The organism is Streptomyces sp. NPDC059851 (genome assembly GCF_042732005.1).
GTDB lineage: Bacteria > Actinomycetota > Actinomycetes > Streptomycetales > Streptomycetaceae > Streptomyces.
Window position 1 is genome coordinate 36,587 of sequence record NZ_JBHWJJ010000034.1, and the last position, 16,594, is coordinate 53,180.

General features: G+C 72.9%; 15 protein-coding genes. 9 read left to right on the forward strand and 6 right to left on the reverse strand.

Annotated features, from left to right (window positions below):
* Positions 1 to 193: 193 nt before the first annotated feature.
* Together ACFV7Q_RS14825 and ACFV7Q_RS14830 are read right to left on the reverse strand one after the other, a co-directional pair.
* The gene (locus ACFV7Q_RS14825; RefSeq protein ID WP_385428424.1) at positions 194 to 961 is read right to left on the reverse strand and encodes an SDR family NAD(P)-dependent oxidoreductase; all 768 of its coding nucleotides are present in this window, start codon (positions 959 to 961) and stop codon (positions 194 to 196) included.
* Between the two features lie 5 nt (positions 962 to 966).
* Positions 967 to 1,992 (reverse strand): serine hydrolase domain-containing protein, encoded by a 1,026-nt coding sequence (locus tag ACFV7Q_RS14830; RefSeq protein WP_385428380.1) that lies wholly within the window; start codon positions 1,990 to 1,992, stop codon positions 967 to 969.
* 238 nt (positions 1,993 to 2,230) lie between these two features.
* Between ACFV7Q_RS14830 and ACFV7Q_RS14835 the strand changes: the two genes are divergently transcribed.
* Together ACFV7Q_RS14835 and ACFV7Q_RS14840 are read left to right on the forward strand one after the other, a co-directional pair.
* Positions 2,231 to 2,650, forward strand: coding sequence for a nuclear transport factor 2 family protein (locus tag ACFV7Q_RS14835; protein ID WP_385428381.1), 420 nt, complete (start codon positions 2,231 to 2,233; stop codon positions 2,648 to 2,650).
* Between the two features lie 103 nt (positions 2,651 to 2,753).
* Positions 2,754 to 3,704 (forward strand): MBL fold metallo-hydrolase, encoded by a 951-nt coding sequence (locus tag ACFV7Q_RS14840; protein ID WP_385428382.1) that lies wholly within the window; start codon positions 2,754 to 2,756, stop codon positions 3,702 to 3,704.
* Positions 3,705 to 3,809: 105 nt separating this feature from the next.
* Here ACFV7Q_RS14840 and ACFV7Q_RS14845 read toward each other — a convergent pair whose 3' ends face one another.
* Positions 3,810 to 4,868, reverse strand: a complete 1,059-nt coding sequence (locus tag ACFV7Q_RS14845) for a Gfo/Idh/MocA family protein (RefSeq protein WP_385428384.1) — start codon at positions 4,866 to 4,868, stop codon at positions 3,810 to 3,812.
* Positions 4,869 to 5,061: 193 nt separating this feature from the next.
* Between ACFV7Q_RS14845 and ACFV7Q_RS14850 the strand changes: the two genes are divergently transcribed.
* Positions 5,062 to 6,531, forward strand: a complete 1,470-nt coding sequence (locus ACFV7Q_RS14850; protein ID WP_385428386.1) for an NDP-hexose 2,3-dehydratase family protein — start codon at positions 5,062 to 5,064, stop codon at positions 6,529 to 6,531.
* On the opposite strand, the gene ACFV7Q_RS14855 is transcribed toward ACFV7Q_RS14850, so the two are convergent.
* Positions 6,522 to 7,205, reverse strand: a complete 684-nt coding sequence (locus tag ACFV7Q_RS14855) for a dTDP-4-dehydrorhamnose 3,5-epimerase family protein (protein ID WP_385428388.1) — start codon at positions 7,203 to 7,205, stop codon at positions 6,522 to 6,524. The genes ACFV7Q_RS14850 and ACFV7Q_RS14855 overlap by 10 nt on opposite strands.
* A gap of 202 nt (positions 7,206 to 7,407) precedes the next feature.
* On the opposite strand from ACFV7Q_RS14855, the gene ACFV7Q_RS14860 reads away from it, so the two are divergent.
* On the forward strand, positions 7,408 to 9,066 hold the full coding sequence (locus ACFV7Q_RS14860) for an FAD-binding protein (protein WP_385428389.1): 1,659 nt from the start codon (positions 7,408 to 7,410) through the stop codon (positions 9,064 to 9,066).
* Entirely contained in the window at positions 9,063 to 10,385 is a 1,323-nt protein-coding gene (locus tag ACFV7Q_RS14865) for an activator-dependent family glycosyltransferase (RefSeq protein WP_385428391.1), read from the forward strand. Before ACFV7Q_RS14860 ends, ACFV7Q_RS14865 begins: the two co-directional genes overlap by 4 nt.
* Here the strand turns inward: ACFV7Q_RS14865 and ACFV7Q_RS14870 are convergent.
* Positions 10,334 to 11,104: an SDR family NAD(P)-dependent oxidoreductase gene (locus ACFV7Q_RS14870; RefSeq protein ID WP_385428393.1), complete on the reverse strand. Its 771-nt coding sequence runs from the start codon at positions 11,102 to 11,104 to the stop codon at positions 10,334 to 10,336. The genes ACFV7Q_RS14865 and ACFV7Q_RS14870 overlap by 52 nt on opposite strands.
* A gap of 187 nt (positions 11,105 to 11,291) precedes the next feature.
* Between ACFV7Q_RS14870 and ACFV7Q_RS14875 the strand changes: the two genes are divergently transcribed.
* The 3 genes from ACFV7Q_RS14875 to ACFV7Q_RS14885 are packed head-to-tail and all read left to right on the forward strand — an operon-like array spanning position 11,292 to position 14,106.
* The gene (locus ACFV7Q_RS14875) at positions 11,292 to 12,779 is read left to right on the forward strand and encodes an MFS transporter (protein WP_385428395.1); all 1,488 of its coding nucleotides are present in this window, start codon (positions 11,292 to 11,294) and stop codon (positions 12,777 to 12,779) included.
* 18 nt (positions 12,780 to 12,797) lie between these two features.
* On the forward strand, positions 12,798 to 13,775 hold the full coding sequence (locus tag ACFV7Q_RS14880; RefSeq protein WP_385428397.1) for a DMT family transporter: 978 nt from the start codon (positions 12,798 to 12,800) through the stop codon (positions 13,773 to 13,775).
* 40 nt (positions 13,776 to 13,815) lie between these two features.
* The gene (locus ACFV7Q_RS14885) at positions 13,816 to 14,106 is read left to right on the forward strand and encodes an antibiotic biosynthesis monooxygenase family protein (RefSeq protein ID WP_385428398.1); all 291 of its coding nucleotides are present in this window, start codon (positions 13,816 to 13,818) and stop codon (positions 14,104 to 14,106) included.
* Between the two features lie 155 nt (positions 14,107 to 14,261).
* Here ACFV7Q_RS14885 and ACFV7Q_RS14890 read toward each other — a convergent pair whose 3' ends face one another.
* Positions 14,262 to 15,383 (reverse strand): P450-derived glycosyltransferase activator, encoded by a 1,122-nt coding sequence (locus tag ACFV7Q_RS14890; RefSeq protein WP_385428400.1) that lies wholly within the window; start codon positions 15,381 to 15,383, stop codon positions 14,262 to 14,264.
* 188 nt (positions 15,384 to 15,571) lie between these two features.
* Between ACFV7Q_RS14890 and ACFV7Q_RS14895 the strand changes: the two genes are divergently transcribed.
* Complete coding sequence (locus ACFV7Q_RS14895; protein ID WP_385428401.1) at positions 15,572 to 16,588, forward strand: thiamine pyrophosphate-dependent dehydrogenase E1 component subunit alpha; 1,017 nt, start codon at positions 15,572 to 15,574, stop codon at positions 16,586 to 16,588.
* The last annotated feature ends 6 nt before the right edge of the window (positions 16,589 to 16,594 follow it).

Here is a 16,594-nt window from a genome sequence, read left to right on the forward strand (position 1 = left end):
ACCAGCACCCCCGCCCGCTGGCAGGGACCGGGCGTGCGCGAGCCGGCAGCGGCGCGCCGGGAGGGCCCCGTCGTAGCGGCCGGCGATGACGAGGCGGCCCGCCCGGTCGACGCGCCCACTGGTCGGGGCCGGCGCGTACGGCACCGCGCCCGGCCGGGAGGTCCCGGCCGGGCGCGGTACGTGGTCGACGGCGTCAGGCCACCGACAGGGCGCCGTCCACGGCGAGGACGGTGCCGTTGGCGTACGCCGCTTCGGGGCGTGCCAGCTGCACGATCCACCAGGCGATGTCCTCGGGGCGGCCCACCCGGCCGGACGGGATCCGCTCGGCCATTTCCTCCAGGAAGCCCCGGTAGGCCTCCTCGGGCATTCCGGCCCGGACGCCGACGCCGGTGTCCACGACACCGGGCGCGATGCCCACGGAGCGGATGCCGCGCGGTGCGAGTTCCACCGCCCAGGTACGGGTGAGGAAGTCCAGCGCGACCTTGGCCATGCCGTAGACGGAGTTCTCCGGCCAGGCCCGGCGGCCGAGCGAACCGGCCGAACTGACGTTGATGACCACGCCCTTGGTCTCCTCCAGGGCGTCCAGGGCGGCCTGGGTGAGGAATACCGGGGCCAGCAGGTTCGTGCCGAGCTGGGCCCGGACCGCGTCCCGTTCCAGGTGGTCGAGGGTGGCGAACCCGGTGACGGCCGCGTTGTTGACCAGCACGTCGAGCCGGCCGAACTCCTCAAGTGCCCGCTCCACGATCAGCCGGGGCGCGTCCTGGTCGTGGACGTCCACGGCCAGCGTCCGGATCCGCTCGTGGCCGGCCGCGGTCTCCTTCAGCCTCGCCTCGGTCCGGCCGACGACCAGTACCTGGGCGCCGTCCTCGGCGAACGTGCGGGCGGTGGCCGCACCGATCCCGGTGCCGCCGCCGGTGACGATGACGCCCTTGCCGTGGGAATGCGTCGCCTGCGCCATCATCGGCCTCAGGAGCACAGGGCGACGTTGACGCCGCGGATGACGGCTTCCTCGGCCTCCGGGCCGAAGTCCTTGTCGCCGATGGTGAACGACAGCTGGACGCGGGCCGACAGGTCGCGGGTGGTGGCCGCGAGGGTGGCGTAGCCGGGGATGCCGGCGCCGTGGCCCCACAGGTCGAGGTCGGCGTCGTTCTGCAGCTTCATGATGCCGAGGCCGTAGCCGATGCCCATCGGGAGGTTCTCGATCATCTCCGGGGGCAGTGGCGTGGTCATCTCGGTGAACTCCGGCTCGTTCAGCAGCTTCCCGCTGAACAGGGCCGAGAAGAAGGTGTCCAGGTCGCGGGTGGTGGAGATGATCTCGCCCGCGCAACCGGCCTCGGAGGGGTTCATCAGCGTGACGTCCACCGTCTTGCCGCCGATCTCCATGTAGCCGCGGGCGTGCGGGCCGGGGATGTTCGGGTCGTCGCCCGGCAGCACCGTCTCCGTCAGCTCCAGCGGCTCCAGCACCCGCTCGGTGATCTCGGTGCGGTAGGAGCGGCCGGTGACCTTCTCGATGAGCAGGCCGATGATGAAGTAGTTGGTGTTGCAGTACGCGAACTTGGAGCCGGGCTCGAACTCCAGCGGCTTGGCCGCGGCGATCGCGATCAGGTCGGTCGGCTCGTAGTGCTTGTAGCGGTCGCGCAGGAACCGGTCGCCCGGCTTCTGGAACGAGTCCGAGTAGTTGTACAGACCGCTGGTGTGCTGCATCAGGTTGCGGATGGTGATCTTCTCGCCGTACGGCAGCAGGCCGGGCAGGTAGCTCTCCACCGTGTTGTCGAGGACGATCTTGCCCTCGGCGACCAGCTGGAGCACCACCACCGACACGAACGGCTTGGTGATGCACGAGATCCGGAAGCGGCCGTCGGTCGGCACCGGCCGGTCGGTGCCCAGCTCGGCGATGCCCGAGGTCACGACGAACGCGTCGTCGCCCCGCGCGACCCGGAACTGGACGCCCGCCGCCCCCGCCTCGACAAGGCGGTCAGCCGCGCCCTGCACAGCCTCCTGAAGAGCCGAAACCGTCGGCCGGCCGACCGTTGTCTGCGTCATCTCGCGAAACCCCCATCGGGTAGCAGTCGTTACACGTCCGATCGAGGGTCTCCGGGCCCCGTGGAGGTACGCCGGAGCCCCGTTGGAGTCGGAGCACCATGCGGAACAGGTGACTCTTCTTTCCGCGACGGAGCGTGTATAGTCGACTCCTCTAGTCAAACTTGACCAGCATTTTTGGGGGCGTACCGTGACCCTTCCTGCCGACACCGGCTACGTTCCGACCGCCGAGGACCGCGCCTCCCTCGACGCGTGGTTCGCCACGTACGACTCCCACTGCACCGCCTGCCAGGTCGAGGACATGGCCGACATGGCCGTCTTCCCGCTCAACCTCGTCAGCGACGACTCCGCGGGCAACGGCCGATCGGCGCAGTGGAACCGGCAGCAGTTCGTCGAGACCATGAAGCACGTCATGGGGGAGGGCGTCTCCTTCACCTCCACCCGCACCCCCGTCTTCCTCTCCGCCGCGATGGCGGTGGTCTTCACCGACTGCACCATGACCGTGGCCGGCGAAACCCAGCGCATGCACTACGCGGACGTCCTCATCAGGAAGGACGGCACCTGGGCCTTCCAAACCATGATCCAGGGCGGCTGGGGCGACAACCTCTGACCCCGGGCACCCGCCCACCGGCCCCTCAGCGGACCTTCGACCGTGCTGCGAGCCGCTACGGACAGACTCGCTGCGTCCGCCGAACCGAGTGAGGAGACCGGCCGTGCCGTCACGCACCACACCCCCCGCCGTTGCCCCTGCACCGCCACCCACCCGGGCGACCGAGATCGCCGACGGCGTCCACGCCTTCGTCCAGCCACCCGGCGGATGGTGCCTGAACAATGCCGGTGTGATCGTCTCCGACGGCCACAGCGCCCTCGTCGACACCGTCGCGACCGAGTCCCGGGCCCGCACCCTGCGGGAAGCCGCGCTGCACCTGAACCCGACCGCCCCGAAGGCCGTCGTCAACAGCCACTTCCACGGCGACCACGCCTTCGGCAACTTCCTCTTCCCCGAGGCGCTGGTCATCGGCCACGAACGCACCCGGTCCGAGATGATCGCCTCGGGCCTGCACCTGACGGGCCTGTGGCCCGACGTGGACTGGGGCGCCATCGCGCTGGTGCCGCCGGCCGTCACCTACCGGGACGCCCTCACCCTGCACGTCGGATCGGTCCGCGCCGAAGTGGTGCACGTGGGCCCGCGCGCCCACACCTCCAACGACTCCGTCGTGTGGCTGCCCGAGCAGCGGGTCCTGTTCACCGGCGACCTGGTGATGGCGGGGGTGACCCCGTTCTGCCTCATGGGATCGATCGCCGGCTCCCTGACCGCCCTGGAACGGCTCCGCGCGTTCGGCGCGACCACGGTCGTGCCCGGCCACGGCCCGGTCTCCGGCCCCGAGGTCTTCGACACCGTGGAGGGCTACCTGCGGCTGGTCCAGGACCTGGCCGAGCAGGGCCGCGCCGCGGGCCTCACCCCCGTCGAGACCGCCCGGGAAGCAGACCTCGGGCCGTACGCCGACCTCCTCGACCCCGAGCGCCTGGTACCCAACCTCCACCGCGCCCGTGCGGAACTGGACGGCACCGGCGCCACGGAGGCACTGCCCATGCCCGTCATGCAGACAGCACTGCACGAGATGATCGAGTACAACGGCGGGCTCCCCTGCTGCCTCGCCTGACGACCGCGGCACGCAGGGCGACCCCTCCCGCAGACCAGCGGCGCGGGCGGCACCACCCGGCCGGCCGGCACACGCCCTGGCCGGGGCCGGCCCGCCGGGGCCGGTTCAGCGACCGGCCCCCCAGACCGCGGTACGCCGGATCCGCGCCAGCAGGTCCGCCTGGGCCAGCAGGTCCGCCTGGGCCAGCAGCCCCGCCTCGTCGCCACCGCCCGGCCGGCCGTGGACGGCGGCCGTGAACGCGGTGAGGGACGCCGCCGCCTGGTCCTCGGCCGGCAAGGTCACCGTCTCGGTGCCCGAGGCCCGTTCGACGAGGAGCTCGGGACGGTGGTCAGCGGCCGGGGTGAACGCCCGGTCCACCGTGATCCGTCCCTCACTGCCCCACACCTCGTACCGGGACCGGTAGGCGTGCTCCATACCGAAGGTCAGCTGCGCGCTGACGCCGTCGGCACGGCGCAGCAGCGCGGCACCGGAGGTCTCCACCCGCCGCCCCGGTGCGGCCGACAGCACCGCGCCGGCCACGTCGAGCTCCGTGCCGAGCAGGTGCACCGCGGCCCGTACCGGGTACAGGCCGATGTCGGCGAGGCAGCCGCCGCCCAGCTCCGGGTCGTAGCGGATGTCCCCCTCCGGGGGCGCGGGCACCGTGAACGCGGCGTGCAACGCGCGCGGCTCCCCGATCGCCCCGTCGGCCAGCAGCCGGCGCACCGCAGCATGCTGGCCGTGGTGGACGAACATCGTGTTCTCGCGCAGCACCAGCCCCAGGGCCCGGGCCCGCTCCAGCAGCGCACGGGTCCGCGCCGGGTCCGTGGTCAGCGGCTTCTCGGCCAGCACGTGCTTGCCGGCGTCCAGGGCCGCCCCGACCCATTCGGCGTGCAACGCGGCCGGCAACGGCACGTACACGGCGTCCAGCAGGGGATCGGCGAGCAGCTGCGCGTACCCGGTGACGGGCCGGGCCCCGTAGGGCGCCGCCGTGGCCGCGGCCCGGCCGGCCGACCGGCTGGCGACCGCGCAGAGTTCCACGGCGTGATGGGCGGCCATCGCGGGCAGCATCCGGCGGCGCGCGAACTCGGCGCAGCCGAGCACGCCCAGGCGCAGTACCGGACCGGCGGCCGGGCCCGTCCTGCGCGCGGGCGACGCGGCCGGGCTCCCCCCGGAGAGAACAGGCATCACGGGACTCCAGTCGTCCTGGTCGGGCTCGAACGCGCCAACGGTGGCCGGGGCGGCTCGATCTCGGCTCGATCCCGGGTCGAGAGGGGGGCGAGCGGCCTCGGTGAGGCTGCTGGCGGCCGCCGCGGCTGTCGCGGCCGCCCCGGCACGGGCCCCGCCAGGGGGTCCGGACGACCCGACGAGGGGGCGCCCCATGTTCTCCAGCACAACGGAATTCCACCGCTGGTTCGAACAGGTCTGCGCGGCGCAGACGTACGAGGTGACGAGGGTACCCGTGGACCGGCTGGACGGCTGGTCGGTGGAGAAGGAGTCCGGGAACCTGGTCCACCGCAGCGGCCGGTTCTTCTCCGTCCAAGGACTCGACGTCACGCGGTCGGGCCGCGCCGTGGACGCCTGGCAGCAGCCGATCATCGTCCAGCCGGAACAGGGCGTCCTCGGCATTTTGGTCAAGGAGTTCGACGGAGTCCCGCACTGCCTGCTCCAGGCGAAGATGGAACCGGGCAACGCCGTCCTGGTCCAGCTCTCGCCGACCGTGCAGGCCACCCGGAGCAACTACACCCGGGTGCACGGCGGCCGCCCGGTCCCCTACCTCGACTACTTCCTCACCCCCGGCCGCGGCCGGGTCCTCTCCGACGCCCTCCAGTCCGAGCAGGCGTCCTGGTTCCTCGCCAAGCGCAACCGCAACATGATCGTGCAGACCGACGAGGACGTCCCCCTCCTGGACGAGTTCTGCTGGCTGTCCTTCGACCAGATCGCCGAACTGCTGCAGACCGACGACCTGATCAACATGGACACCCGTACGGTGCTCTCCGGGGCCGTCGGCCTGCGCCGGCCCACCGGGCCCACCAGGCCCGGCGGGCCCGACCCGGATTCGTTCCAGGGCGCGCTGGCCGCCTCGTGGGAGCCGCAAGGACGACGCCTGCACGGCACCACCGAGCTGCTGCGGCACCTGGCGCTGGCCAAGGAGCTGTGCACCCTCACCCGCCGGCTCATCCCGCTGGCGTCCACCGCACGCTGGTCGATGCGCGACGGCGTCGTCGTCCACGACGAGGGCCGCCACTTCACCGTGCTCGGCGTACGGGTGGAGGCCTCCAACCGGGAGGTGTCCGGCTGGTCCCAGCCCATGTTCATGCCCAACAGCCAGGGCGTGGCGGCCTTCCTCGCGAAGCGGGTGAACGGGGTCCTGCACCTGCTGGTGCAGGCGCGCGTGGAGACCGGCGCGCTGGCCCGCGTCGAGCTGGCCCCGACCGTGCAGTGCCAGCCCGCCGACTACGGTCCCGGTGCGGCGGACGGCCGGGGCCCGGCACCCCACCTGGAATTCCTGGACACGGTGCTCTCCGCCCGGCCCGACCGGATCCGGTTCGACACCGTGCAGTCCGAGGAAGGCGGACGCTTCTACCACGCCCGGATCCGCTACGTGCTCGTCGAGACGGACGAGGACTTCCCGCTCCACGTGCCCCCGCAGTTCACCTGGATGACGGTGCGCCAGCTCATCGGCTTCGTCCGGCACGGCAGCCACCTCAACGTGGAGGCCCGCACTCTGCTCGCCCTGCTCGGCTTCCTGCCCGCCGACCGGGCCGCCGACCGGCCCGCCGGCCGGGCCGCTGCCCCGGCCGCCGTCCGCACGCGGGAGCTGGCCGCGGCGGCCCCCGCTCACCGGTAGGTGTCAGTGACCCTCACACAGTCCTCGTACCGCGGGAGCATGCCCCGCGCCCGGGCCTCGGCCAGCCCCACGGCGTGGCTGTCCCGCTCCGAAAGGGTCAGCGGCAGGTCCCCGGGCCAGGGCAGGGCAAGGACCGGGTCGAACGGGTCGAGGGACTGCTCCAGGCCCGCCCGGTAGGGGGACGACACCAGATAGGACATCACCGTGTCGTCCTCCAGCGCCAAGAACGCGTGTCCAACCCCGACCGGGAGGTAGACGGCGTGGAAGGACACCGTGTCCATCTCCACCGAATCCCACACGCCGAACGTGGGGGAGCCCAGCCGGAGATCGACCACGAAGTCCACCGCCCGGCCCCGGGCGCAGTGCACGTACTTCGCCTGCCCGGGCGGGGTCGTCGTGAAGTGCACCCCGCGCAGCACCCCCCGCGCCGACCGGTTGTGGTTGGTCTGCACGACGGGCATCGGGTGACCCACGGCCCGGGCGAACTCCTCGCCCTGGAGCGGAGAGGTGAATATCCCGCGCTCGTCATGGTGCACCCGCGGCGTGAACTCGAAGGCACCCTCGACCGCCAGCGCCCGCACGGTGATCGGGGCGGCGGCACCCGGGCCGGCGGCACCCGGGGCGACGGCATCCGGGGCGGGGGTGTCCGGGGCGGTGCGCCCGTCGGTCTTCATCTGTCCTCCTGGCAAGGCGTGTGTGGCGCGGCTACGGCCCGCCACAGTGTGGAGAACCCCTCTAGAGCCCCGGTCGACGCCGGCGCCCGCCCGGCGGCTCCACCAGTACCCGAGCCGTACTGCGGCCGGCCCGCCGAGCATCGGCGGCAGTACGCGGGCGGGGTGCGCACCCCACCGGAACAGCCACCGAGAAAGGGCAACGATGACCGTTCCCAGCCGCCGGAGCTTCGTCTCCGGCACTCTCACGGCGGGCGCCGCCGTCGGGCTCACCGCCGTCGGCATCGTCCCCGCCCACGCCCAGGACACCCCCGCCCCCGCAACCACCCCCGCGCCCGGGGGCGGCGGGTCCCTCGTCACCCCCGAAGACCCGCGGTACGCGGCCCTGTCGACGCGCGGCAGCAACAAGATGTTCACCGCCCGCCCCGACGCCTTCCAGCTCGTCACCACCACCGAGGAAGCGGTGCGCGCGGTCGGCGACGCCGTCCGCGCGGGCAAACGGATCGCGGTCCGCAGCGGAGCCCACTGCTACGAGAACGTCGCCGGCGACCCGGCCGTCCGGCTCGTCCTCGACCTCAGCGGGATGAACGCCATCACCTACGACGCCCGCCGCCGCGCCTTCATGATCGAGGCCGGCGCCCAGCTGATGGACGTGTACAAGAAGCTCTACTACGGCTGGGGCGTGACCCTGCCCGGCGGCACCAGCGCCACCGTCGGCATCGGCGGCCACATCGCGGGCGGCGGCTACGGCGCGCTGTCGCGCGCCTTCGGCCTCGCCGCGGACCACCTGTACGCCGTCGAGGTCGTCGTCGTCGACGCGGCCGGCCGGGCCCGGGCCGTCGTCGCGACCCGGGAGCGCAACGATCCGCGCCGTGACCTGTGGTGGGCTCACACCGGAGGCGGCGGCGGCAACTTCGGCGTCGTCACCCGCTACTGGTTCCGCTCACCCGACGCCCCCCGCCACTGCACCGACCCGTCCCAGCTGCTGCCCCGCCCACCGGGCAACATCCTGGCCGGCATGGTCCGCTTCCCCCGCGAAGGCATGGACCGGGCATCGTTCCGCCGCCTGATCCGCAACCACGGCCGCTGGCACGAACACCACAGCGACGCCGACTCCCCGTACACCGGACTGTACGGCGGACTGGTCTTCTACGGCCGCCCCGAAACCGGCGACCTAGGCCCGGCGGCCAACGGCTACGCCTACATGGACGGCACCCGGCCCCACGCCGAGCGCCTGCTGCGGGACTACCTGCACGCCCTCGCCGACGGCGTCGGCGGATCCCCGCAGATCTCCGACATCAACAGCCAGCCCTGGCTCACCGCGACCGAGTACCTGGCCGGAGCCCAGGACAGCGACATCGGCCGCCACAAGCTCAAGTCGGCCTACCTGCGCCGCGGCCACAACGACGCCCAGGCCGACGTCCTCTACACCTACCTCAACAGCACCGGCAACCGGCACGACTTCGCCAACGTGACCTTCCAGTCCTACGGCGGCCGGATCAACACCGTCGCCGACGGCGCCACCGCCTCCCCGCACCGCGACTCGATCCTCTACGCGATCTACATGAACACCTGGCAGGACCCCGACGCCGACCCCGCCGCCGTCGACTGGCTGCGCCGGCTGTACCGCGACGTGTTCGCGACGACCGGCGGCGTCCCGGTACCGGGCCGCGACAGCGACGGCTGCTACATCAACTACCCCGACATCGACATGGCCGACCCGAAGTGGAACACCTCCGGCGTGCCCTGGCACCGCCTCTACTACAAGGACGCCTACCCGCGGCTCCAGCGGATCAAGGCCACCTGGGACCCCCGCAACGTCTTCCACCACACGCTGTCCGTCCGGGCGGAGCACCTACGATGAAGGTGCTGTTCGTCTCCTTCCCGCACAACACCCACTACTTCTCGATGGTTCCGCTGGCGTCCGCGCTGCGGACCGCGGGCCACGAGGTCCGGGTGGCGAGCCACCCCGACCTGACCGACCAGATCACCGCGGCCGGCCTGACCGCCGTACCCGTCGGCATCACCGACTGGTACTTCAACGACCCGTGGGCACCCGAACTCCTCGGCCACATCCTCGAAGAGGGTTCCGGACTCGTGCAGGGCTTCGACTTCACCGGCGAAGACCGCTCCCCATGGACCCACGAGTCGCTCCTCGCCCTGGAAGCCGTCGCGGTGCCCGCCCTGTACGCCTCGGTGAGCAACGACCCGATGCTCGACGACCTCGTCGCCTACGCCCGACACTGGCGCCCCGACCTGGTCGTCTGGGAACAGCACACCTTCGCCGGCCCGATCGTCGCCCGCGCCGTGGGAGCCGCGCACGCCCGCCTCCTGCACGGCATGGACATCACCGTCCGGGCCCGGCAGGAGTTCCTCCGGCTGAACGCGACACTACCGCCGGGCACCACCCAGGACCCCACCGCGGAATGGCTGGGCCGGGTGATGGACCGCTACGCACCCGGACTCGGCTTCGACGAGGAAATGGTCACCGGCCAGTGGACCGTGGACATCACCCCGCCCAGCTCCCGCTTCGACCTCGGCCTGCCCACCGTCGGCGTGCGCTACGTCCCGCACAACGGCGCCTCCGTGGTGCCGCACTGGCTCCGGGCCCCGGCCGACCGGCCCCGGGTCTGCCTCACCCTGGGGGTCTCCGGCGAGATCGACCACGCCTCCTTCTCCTTCGCCTCGGTGCTCGACGCGCTCGCCGACGTGGACGCCGAGATCGTCGCCACACTCGGCGCACAAGCCCGCGAAGAGCTCCCCACGACTCCCGACAACGCCCGCCTGGTGGACTTCGTCCCCCTCAACGACCTGCTGCCGACCTGCTCGGCGGTCGTCCACCACGGCGGCATCGGCACCCGCTCCACCGCCGAACTCCACGGCGTGCCCCAGATCGTGCTCCCCTACGGCTGGGACACGCTCGCCAAAGCCCGCCGGGTGGAGGAACTGGGCTACGGGCTGTGCCTGCCCGCCCACGAGCTGACCGTGGACGGGCTGCGCACCGCGGTCCTGCGACTGCTGGAGGAACCCTCCTTCACCGAGGCGGCGGCGAAGGTACGCGCCGAGGTCCTCGCCGAGCCGACACCGAACGACATCGTGCCGGTCCTGGAGCGGCTGACGGCATCGGCCCGTCAAACGACCGAAGCGGCGCCGTCGACCGCCACCACCGTGCCGCTGGTGTAGCCCGCCCCGGGCCGTGCCAGCCGGACGATCCACCACGCCACGTCCTCGGGCCGACCCACCCGGCCCGAGGGCGTGCGGGCGGCCGCCTCCGCCTGGTGACGGGCGATGTCCCCGGCACTCCAGCCCATGCGCTCGCCGATCCCCGTGTCCGTCTCGCCCGGCGCGACCCCGACCGCACGGACACCGTGCGGCGCGAGCTCCACCGCCCAGGTGCGGACCAGGAAGTCCAGCGCGACCTTGGTGGCCCCGTACACCGACAGGCCGGGGAACGCCCGGCGGCCCAGCGTGGCCGCGGTGCTCACGCACACCACCGTGCCGCCGGCGGCCGCCAGGGCGGGCAACGCCGCCTGCGTCAAGAACAGCGGTGCGAGAAGGTTCGTCTCCAACTGGGTCCGCGCGTGCCCGCGGGTGAGGGACCCGACCGGCTCGGGCAGCACGGCCGCGGCGTTGTGCACGAGCACGTCGATCCGGCCGGAGGACCCCACCGCCGCGGCCACGATGCGCTCCGCGGCGTCCGGTGCCGTGACGTCGGCCGTCAGGGGCCGGATACCGACGTGCCCGGCGGCCGTCTCCGCCAGGGTCCCGGCGGTGCGCCCCACGACCAGGACCTCGGCCCCGTCGGCGGCGAAGGCCCGCGCCGTCGCCCGCCCGATGCCCGTACCGCCCCCGGTGACGACGACCGTGCGCCGTGCCGCACCACTGCTGGGTGAACGTGTCATACCCGCGGACGCTAGCCACCCGTACTCGAAGGCCGCTCTAGCGCCCGTTGGGAAGGTGTCCGGGCCGAAAAGCACCGCCCGGACCGCACCCTCCCGCGCGTTCGGACCCCCGGGAGCCCCGGCGCCCGTCCCACCCACGCTCCGCCGATTCCGGGCGGCCCCCGTCGAATCCTTCAGGAGGCAAGGCATGTCCGTGCACACGTCCGAACTTACGGCGCCCCGGCCGGCGCCGGCGGCACCCGCCCGCGGTGCGGTGGGCGCGGGCGTCGCCCTCGGACTGCTCGCCAGCTGCAACGCGATGGTCCTGCTCGACGAGTCGATGGTGCAGATCGCCCTGCCCGGCATGGGCCAGGGCCTCGGCCTCACCCCCGTCGGCCTCGGCTGGGTCATCAACGCCTACCTCCTGGCCTTCGGCGGACTGCTCCTGCTCGGCGGACGGATGGGCGACCTGCTGGGCCGCCGCAAGGTCTTCCTCACCGGCGTCGCCCTGTTCACGGTGGCCGCGGCACTGCGCGGGGCGGCGACCTCCCAAGAATTCCTGATCGCCGTACGGGCCCTCCAAGGCGTCGGCTCCGCCCTCGCCACCCCCAGTGCGCTGGCCCTGGTACTGAGCACCTTCGGCGAAGGAGCCCCGCGCAAGCGGGCGATCGCCGTCTACACGGCGGTCGGCGCCGCCAGCACCGCCGGCGGGCTGCTGCTCGCGGGCACGTTCTCCTCGCTCAGCTCCTGGCGCTGGATGCTGCTGCTGAACGTACCCCTCGGCCTGCTGATCCTGCTGCTGGCACCGCTGGTCGTCGAGGAGACCGAACCGAGCCGCGGCCGGTTCGACCTGGCGGGCGCGCTGGTGTCCACCCTGGGCGCCGTCTGCCTGGTCTTCGGCCTCACCCGGGCCGCCGAACACCCCTGGACGGACGTGACCGTCGCCGGTCCGGCCACCGCCGGCATAGCGCTGCTGCTCGTCTTCCTCGTCATCGAGCGGCGGGCCCAGCAGCCCATCGTGGTACTGCGGCTGTTCGACGACCGGAACCGGATCTGGGCGTACGCCGGCACCTTCGCCGTACAGGGCGCCCTGATCGGCACGGGCTTCTTCCTCGTCCAGTTCTTCCAGCAGTTCGCCGGCTACAGCCCGCTGGCCTCGGCCGTGGCCCTGACCCCGGTGGCCGCCGCGATGATCACCATGTCGGGCGCGGCGGTCTGGCTGGAGCGGCGGCTCGGGCCGCGCCCCCTGCTACTGACCGGCGCCGTGCTGCTGATCGCCTCGAACGTCTGGCTGTCCCGCCTGACCCCGGACTTCCACTACGGGGGGAGCGTGCTGCCGGCGCTCCTGCTGTTCGGTTCCGGCATGGCCTTCTGCGTCGTCCCGCCCACCATCCTCGCCACCTCCGGGCTGCACAGCGACGAAGCCGGCGCCGCCTCCAGCGTGCACAACGCGCTGCAGACGGTCGGCGCCTCGCTGGGGCTCGCGATCCTGGTGACCGTCGGCACCAACGCCGGCCGCAGCGCCGAACAGAGCCTGCCGGCCGGAGCCCCGCCCGAGGAAGCCATGGGCCACGTGTTCGTGGAGAGCATGTCAGCCAGCTTCCTCGCCGGCGCCGGCTTCGCCGCAGCCGCGTTCCTCGCCGCCTCGTTCATCCGACCTTCCGGTGCCGCCACCGCGCGCACCTCGGACTCTTGACAGACAGGAGAAACAGCCGTGCGGTTCGGTTCCGTGGCGCGCTTCGGCGTCGTCGGCCTGATGTGGGGCATCAGCTACTTCTGGATCAAAGTCGTCTTCCAAGGCCTCAACCCGGCACAGTTCAGCTTCTTCCGGATCCTGGTCGGTGCCGTCGCCATGCTCGGTGTGCTGCTGTTCAGCAGCACACGGCTGCCGCGCCGACCCGCCGTCTGGGGCCAGCTGGTGTTCATCGCCTTCCTGGCCAACGCGCTGCCCGTGCTGCTGGTCGAGCTCGTGGACGACGCCCTGGGCGCCGACGCGGGCATGGTCTCGGTGTTCAACGCGAGCGTGCCGCTGTGCGTGGTCGCGCTCTACCTGGTGCGCCGCCACACCGGCCGCATCCCGGCCACGCTGGTGGCGGGCCTGCTCGTCGGCTTCGCCGGCGTCCTGGTCCTGTACGCGCCCTGGAACGCGGGCGCCCAATGGCTCTCGGCGGCCGCGGCCGTCAACGCCGTCGCGGCGCTGGCCTACGGCTGGTCCATGCTCCTGATGGAAAAGCTGATGAAGCCGGCCGCCGAAGACGGCCAGGACATGCACCCCCTGGTGCTGGCCACCTCGCAGGCGGTCATCGGCGTGGGCTGGGCCGCGATCAACCTGCCCAACGGGGGCTTCGACCGCGCCCCGCAGTTCTCCGCGGCCGTCATCGGCGCGCTCCTCGTCCTCGGCATCCTCAACACCGGGCTGGTGTACATGTGCTTCGCCCAGCTGATCCGCGACGAGGGCGCGGCCAAGGCCTCCAGCGTGCTGTACGTCGTGCCCGTGGTCCTCACCCTCGGCATGGTGCTGCTGGAGAACTACCAGCTCACCGGCCGCGAAGTGCTGGGCATGGCGATCATCGGGGCCGGCGTGGTCCTCGCCCGGATACCACAGCACGGTGCCCCCACCCCCACCCCCGCAGGCGCCGGCGGCGTCCGCCCGGTGCGGTCCGCGGCCGAGCCGACCTCCGCAGCGCACTGACCCGGCCAGCCGGCCACCCCTCCCCAGAAAGGACCACCCCTTGATCACCTTCATCAACCGCTTCACGGTCACCGGACCGACCGAGGAGTTCGAGCGGGCCTTCGATGAGACCTCCCTGTTCTTCACCGGCCAGCCGGGGTTCATCCGCCACCGCCTGATGCGGCACACCGACGACCCCCACACGTACGCCAACCTCGCCGAATGGGAGGACGAGGAGTCCTTCCGCAAAGCCCTGCAGCAGCCCGAGTTCGCCGCCCACCGCGCGGCGCTGAAGGCGCTCAGCACCAGCGACCCGAACCTCTACGTCCCGCTGTACGAACGCGTCGCCTGAGGCCGGCGCGGACACGGCGGCACACCTGCGGGGCCCAGGACGGCGCCCCCGATCAACACGGTGGCGCCGCCGCCCGTGCCCGAACCACCGGTCCCCACCCCCTGCGCCCTCCCCGGGGCGCCAGGACGCAGGGGCGGAGGACGCAAGGGCGGAGGTCAGAACAGGACGGGAACCCTCAGCCAACCCCCCGTCACCGGCGTCCGCTGCCGCCGCACCGCGGGACCGGCCGCACGCAGCCCGGGACGGGCCGCGGCGAGCGCCGCCACCACCGTCTCGGCGACGACCCCGGCGAACGGCTCCAGCGGCACCCCGTACGGCGCGGGGACCAACAGCCGCGGGCCGGCGCCGGACGTCTGCGCCCGGTCCGGATCGAAGACGTCCGGCCGGTCGAAGACCTCCGGGTCCCGGTTGGCCGCACCGACCACGACGGCCACCTGCTCCCCGGCCGCGATCCGCTGCCCGGCCGCCTCCGTGTCCGCCGCCGCGGTGAACACGTGCACCTTCACCGGCGGATCGTGACGCAACGTCTCCGCCACCACCGCGGCCGCCCGCTCCGGCCCCCGCTCGGCGAGCAACTCCCACTGCCCCGGCCCGGCGACCAGCGCACGCAACGCCCCGGCGACGAGTTCCCGCGCGGCCCGCACCCCCACCACCGCCGGCAGCACGGCCGCCCCGCCCAGCAGCCCGCGCAGGGCGGCGACAGCGGCCAGCAGCCGGGCGGCATCCTCGTACGACGGCGGCGCCAGCGCCGCATCGAGCGCGGGCGCGGCCGCCGCACAGGCCTCGGCCAGCCGCTCACGGTCCTCCCCGGCCACACCGTGCAGGTCCGCCAGCACCTCGACGGGAACCCGGGCGGCGACCTCGGAAACCAGGTCCACCTCCCCGCGCAGCCCCGCCAAGAGCCGCTCGCAGGCCCGCCCCGCCACCGCCCGGACCCGGTCGGCGCCGGGCCGCTGCGCAGGATCCGCAGCGGGCAACCCCCGGTCCCAAGCCACGGCCACCTGCGGCTGGGCCACGGCCGCCGGCAGCGGGCCGCCGTCCGGCACCGGCAGGGCCAGCAGCTCGGCGGCGGTGGCGTACCGGGCGGCCACCCACGTACCCAGACGACTGCGCCACAGCGGCCCGGCCTCCCGATTACGGGCGTACGGCTCCCGCGGATCCGGTCCGTGGTACCCGCGCAACAGTGCGGCGTACGGATCGCCCTGCGCCCCGTACAACCAGTGGATCCCCTGCACGAGCTGGAGCCGGCGGCCCAGCTCCTTCTCCGCTACCACCATCTACGGCTCCCCTCTCCCTCGCGGGCGCGTCCGCGCCGCGGGCACGGCGCAGGCTAGGCGGCCACGGCGGAGGATCGGTCGAGCGGGAAACCCCGCCCGCCGCTCCGCTCCGGCTCCAGGAACGTTCGACCGGACGCGGGGACGATCACCACTCGGTTGTTCAGTCGAACCTGGAGGTGACGTCGGTCGTGCCGAACCCCAACACACCCGAGGACCCGGTGGCGGATCCGGCCGCGCTGCTTCGCGACATGGTGCGCATCCGCTGCATCGAAGAGGAACTGGCGGACCTCTACCGCGACGAGCAGGAGATGCGCACCCCGGTGCACTTCTCCGTAGGCCAAGAAGCCGCCGCCGTCGGGGTCTGCGCCGCCCTGCGCGAGGACGACCTCGTCTACACCGGGCACCGCAGCCACGCCGCCTACCTCGCCAAGGGCGGGGACCTCACCGGCATGGTCGCCGAACTCTACGGCAAGGAAACGGGCTGCTCACGCGGGCGCGGCGGGTCCGTGCACCTGACCGACCGGGCCGTCGGCTTCGCCGGATCGGCCGCGATCCTCGGCGAGATGATCTCCGTGGCCACCGGTGCCGCATGGGCCCTGGCCAAGCAGGGATCCTCACAGGTCGTGGTCACCTTCTTCGGGGACGGAGCGTCCGAGGAGGGCGTCTTCCACGAATCCCTCAACTTCGCCGCGGTCCACCGGATCCCCGTCGTCTTCGTCTGCGAGAACAACTCCTACTCGATCTCCTCCCCGCTCTCCGCCCGCCAGCCCGCGAACTCCGCCACCACCGGCATCACCGAGCGGGCCCGGGCGTACGGGATCACCGCCGACCGCGTCGACGGCAACGGCGTCCTCCTCGTCCACGAGGCCATGCAGCGGGCCACCGCCCACTGCCGGGCCGGCCACGGCCCCTACCTCCTGGAACTGGACACCTACCGCTGGCGCGAGCACGTCGGCCCCGGCTTCGACACCGGGATCGACCGCCCCGAGTCCGAGGTGGAGGGCTGGCTGGAACGCTGCCCGGTCCGCCGGAGCACGGCGGCACTGCGCGCCGACGTACCGGACATCGAAGAGCACGTCGCCCGCTGGGACCAGGAGTTCCGCAACGAGACCCGGCTCGCGGTCACCGCCGCCAAGGCGGCGCCCTTCCCCGATACGGACCGGCTGACCGACGGGGCCTACGGGCGCCCGACCTGCGCGAGCTGACAGGAG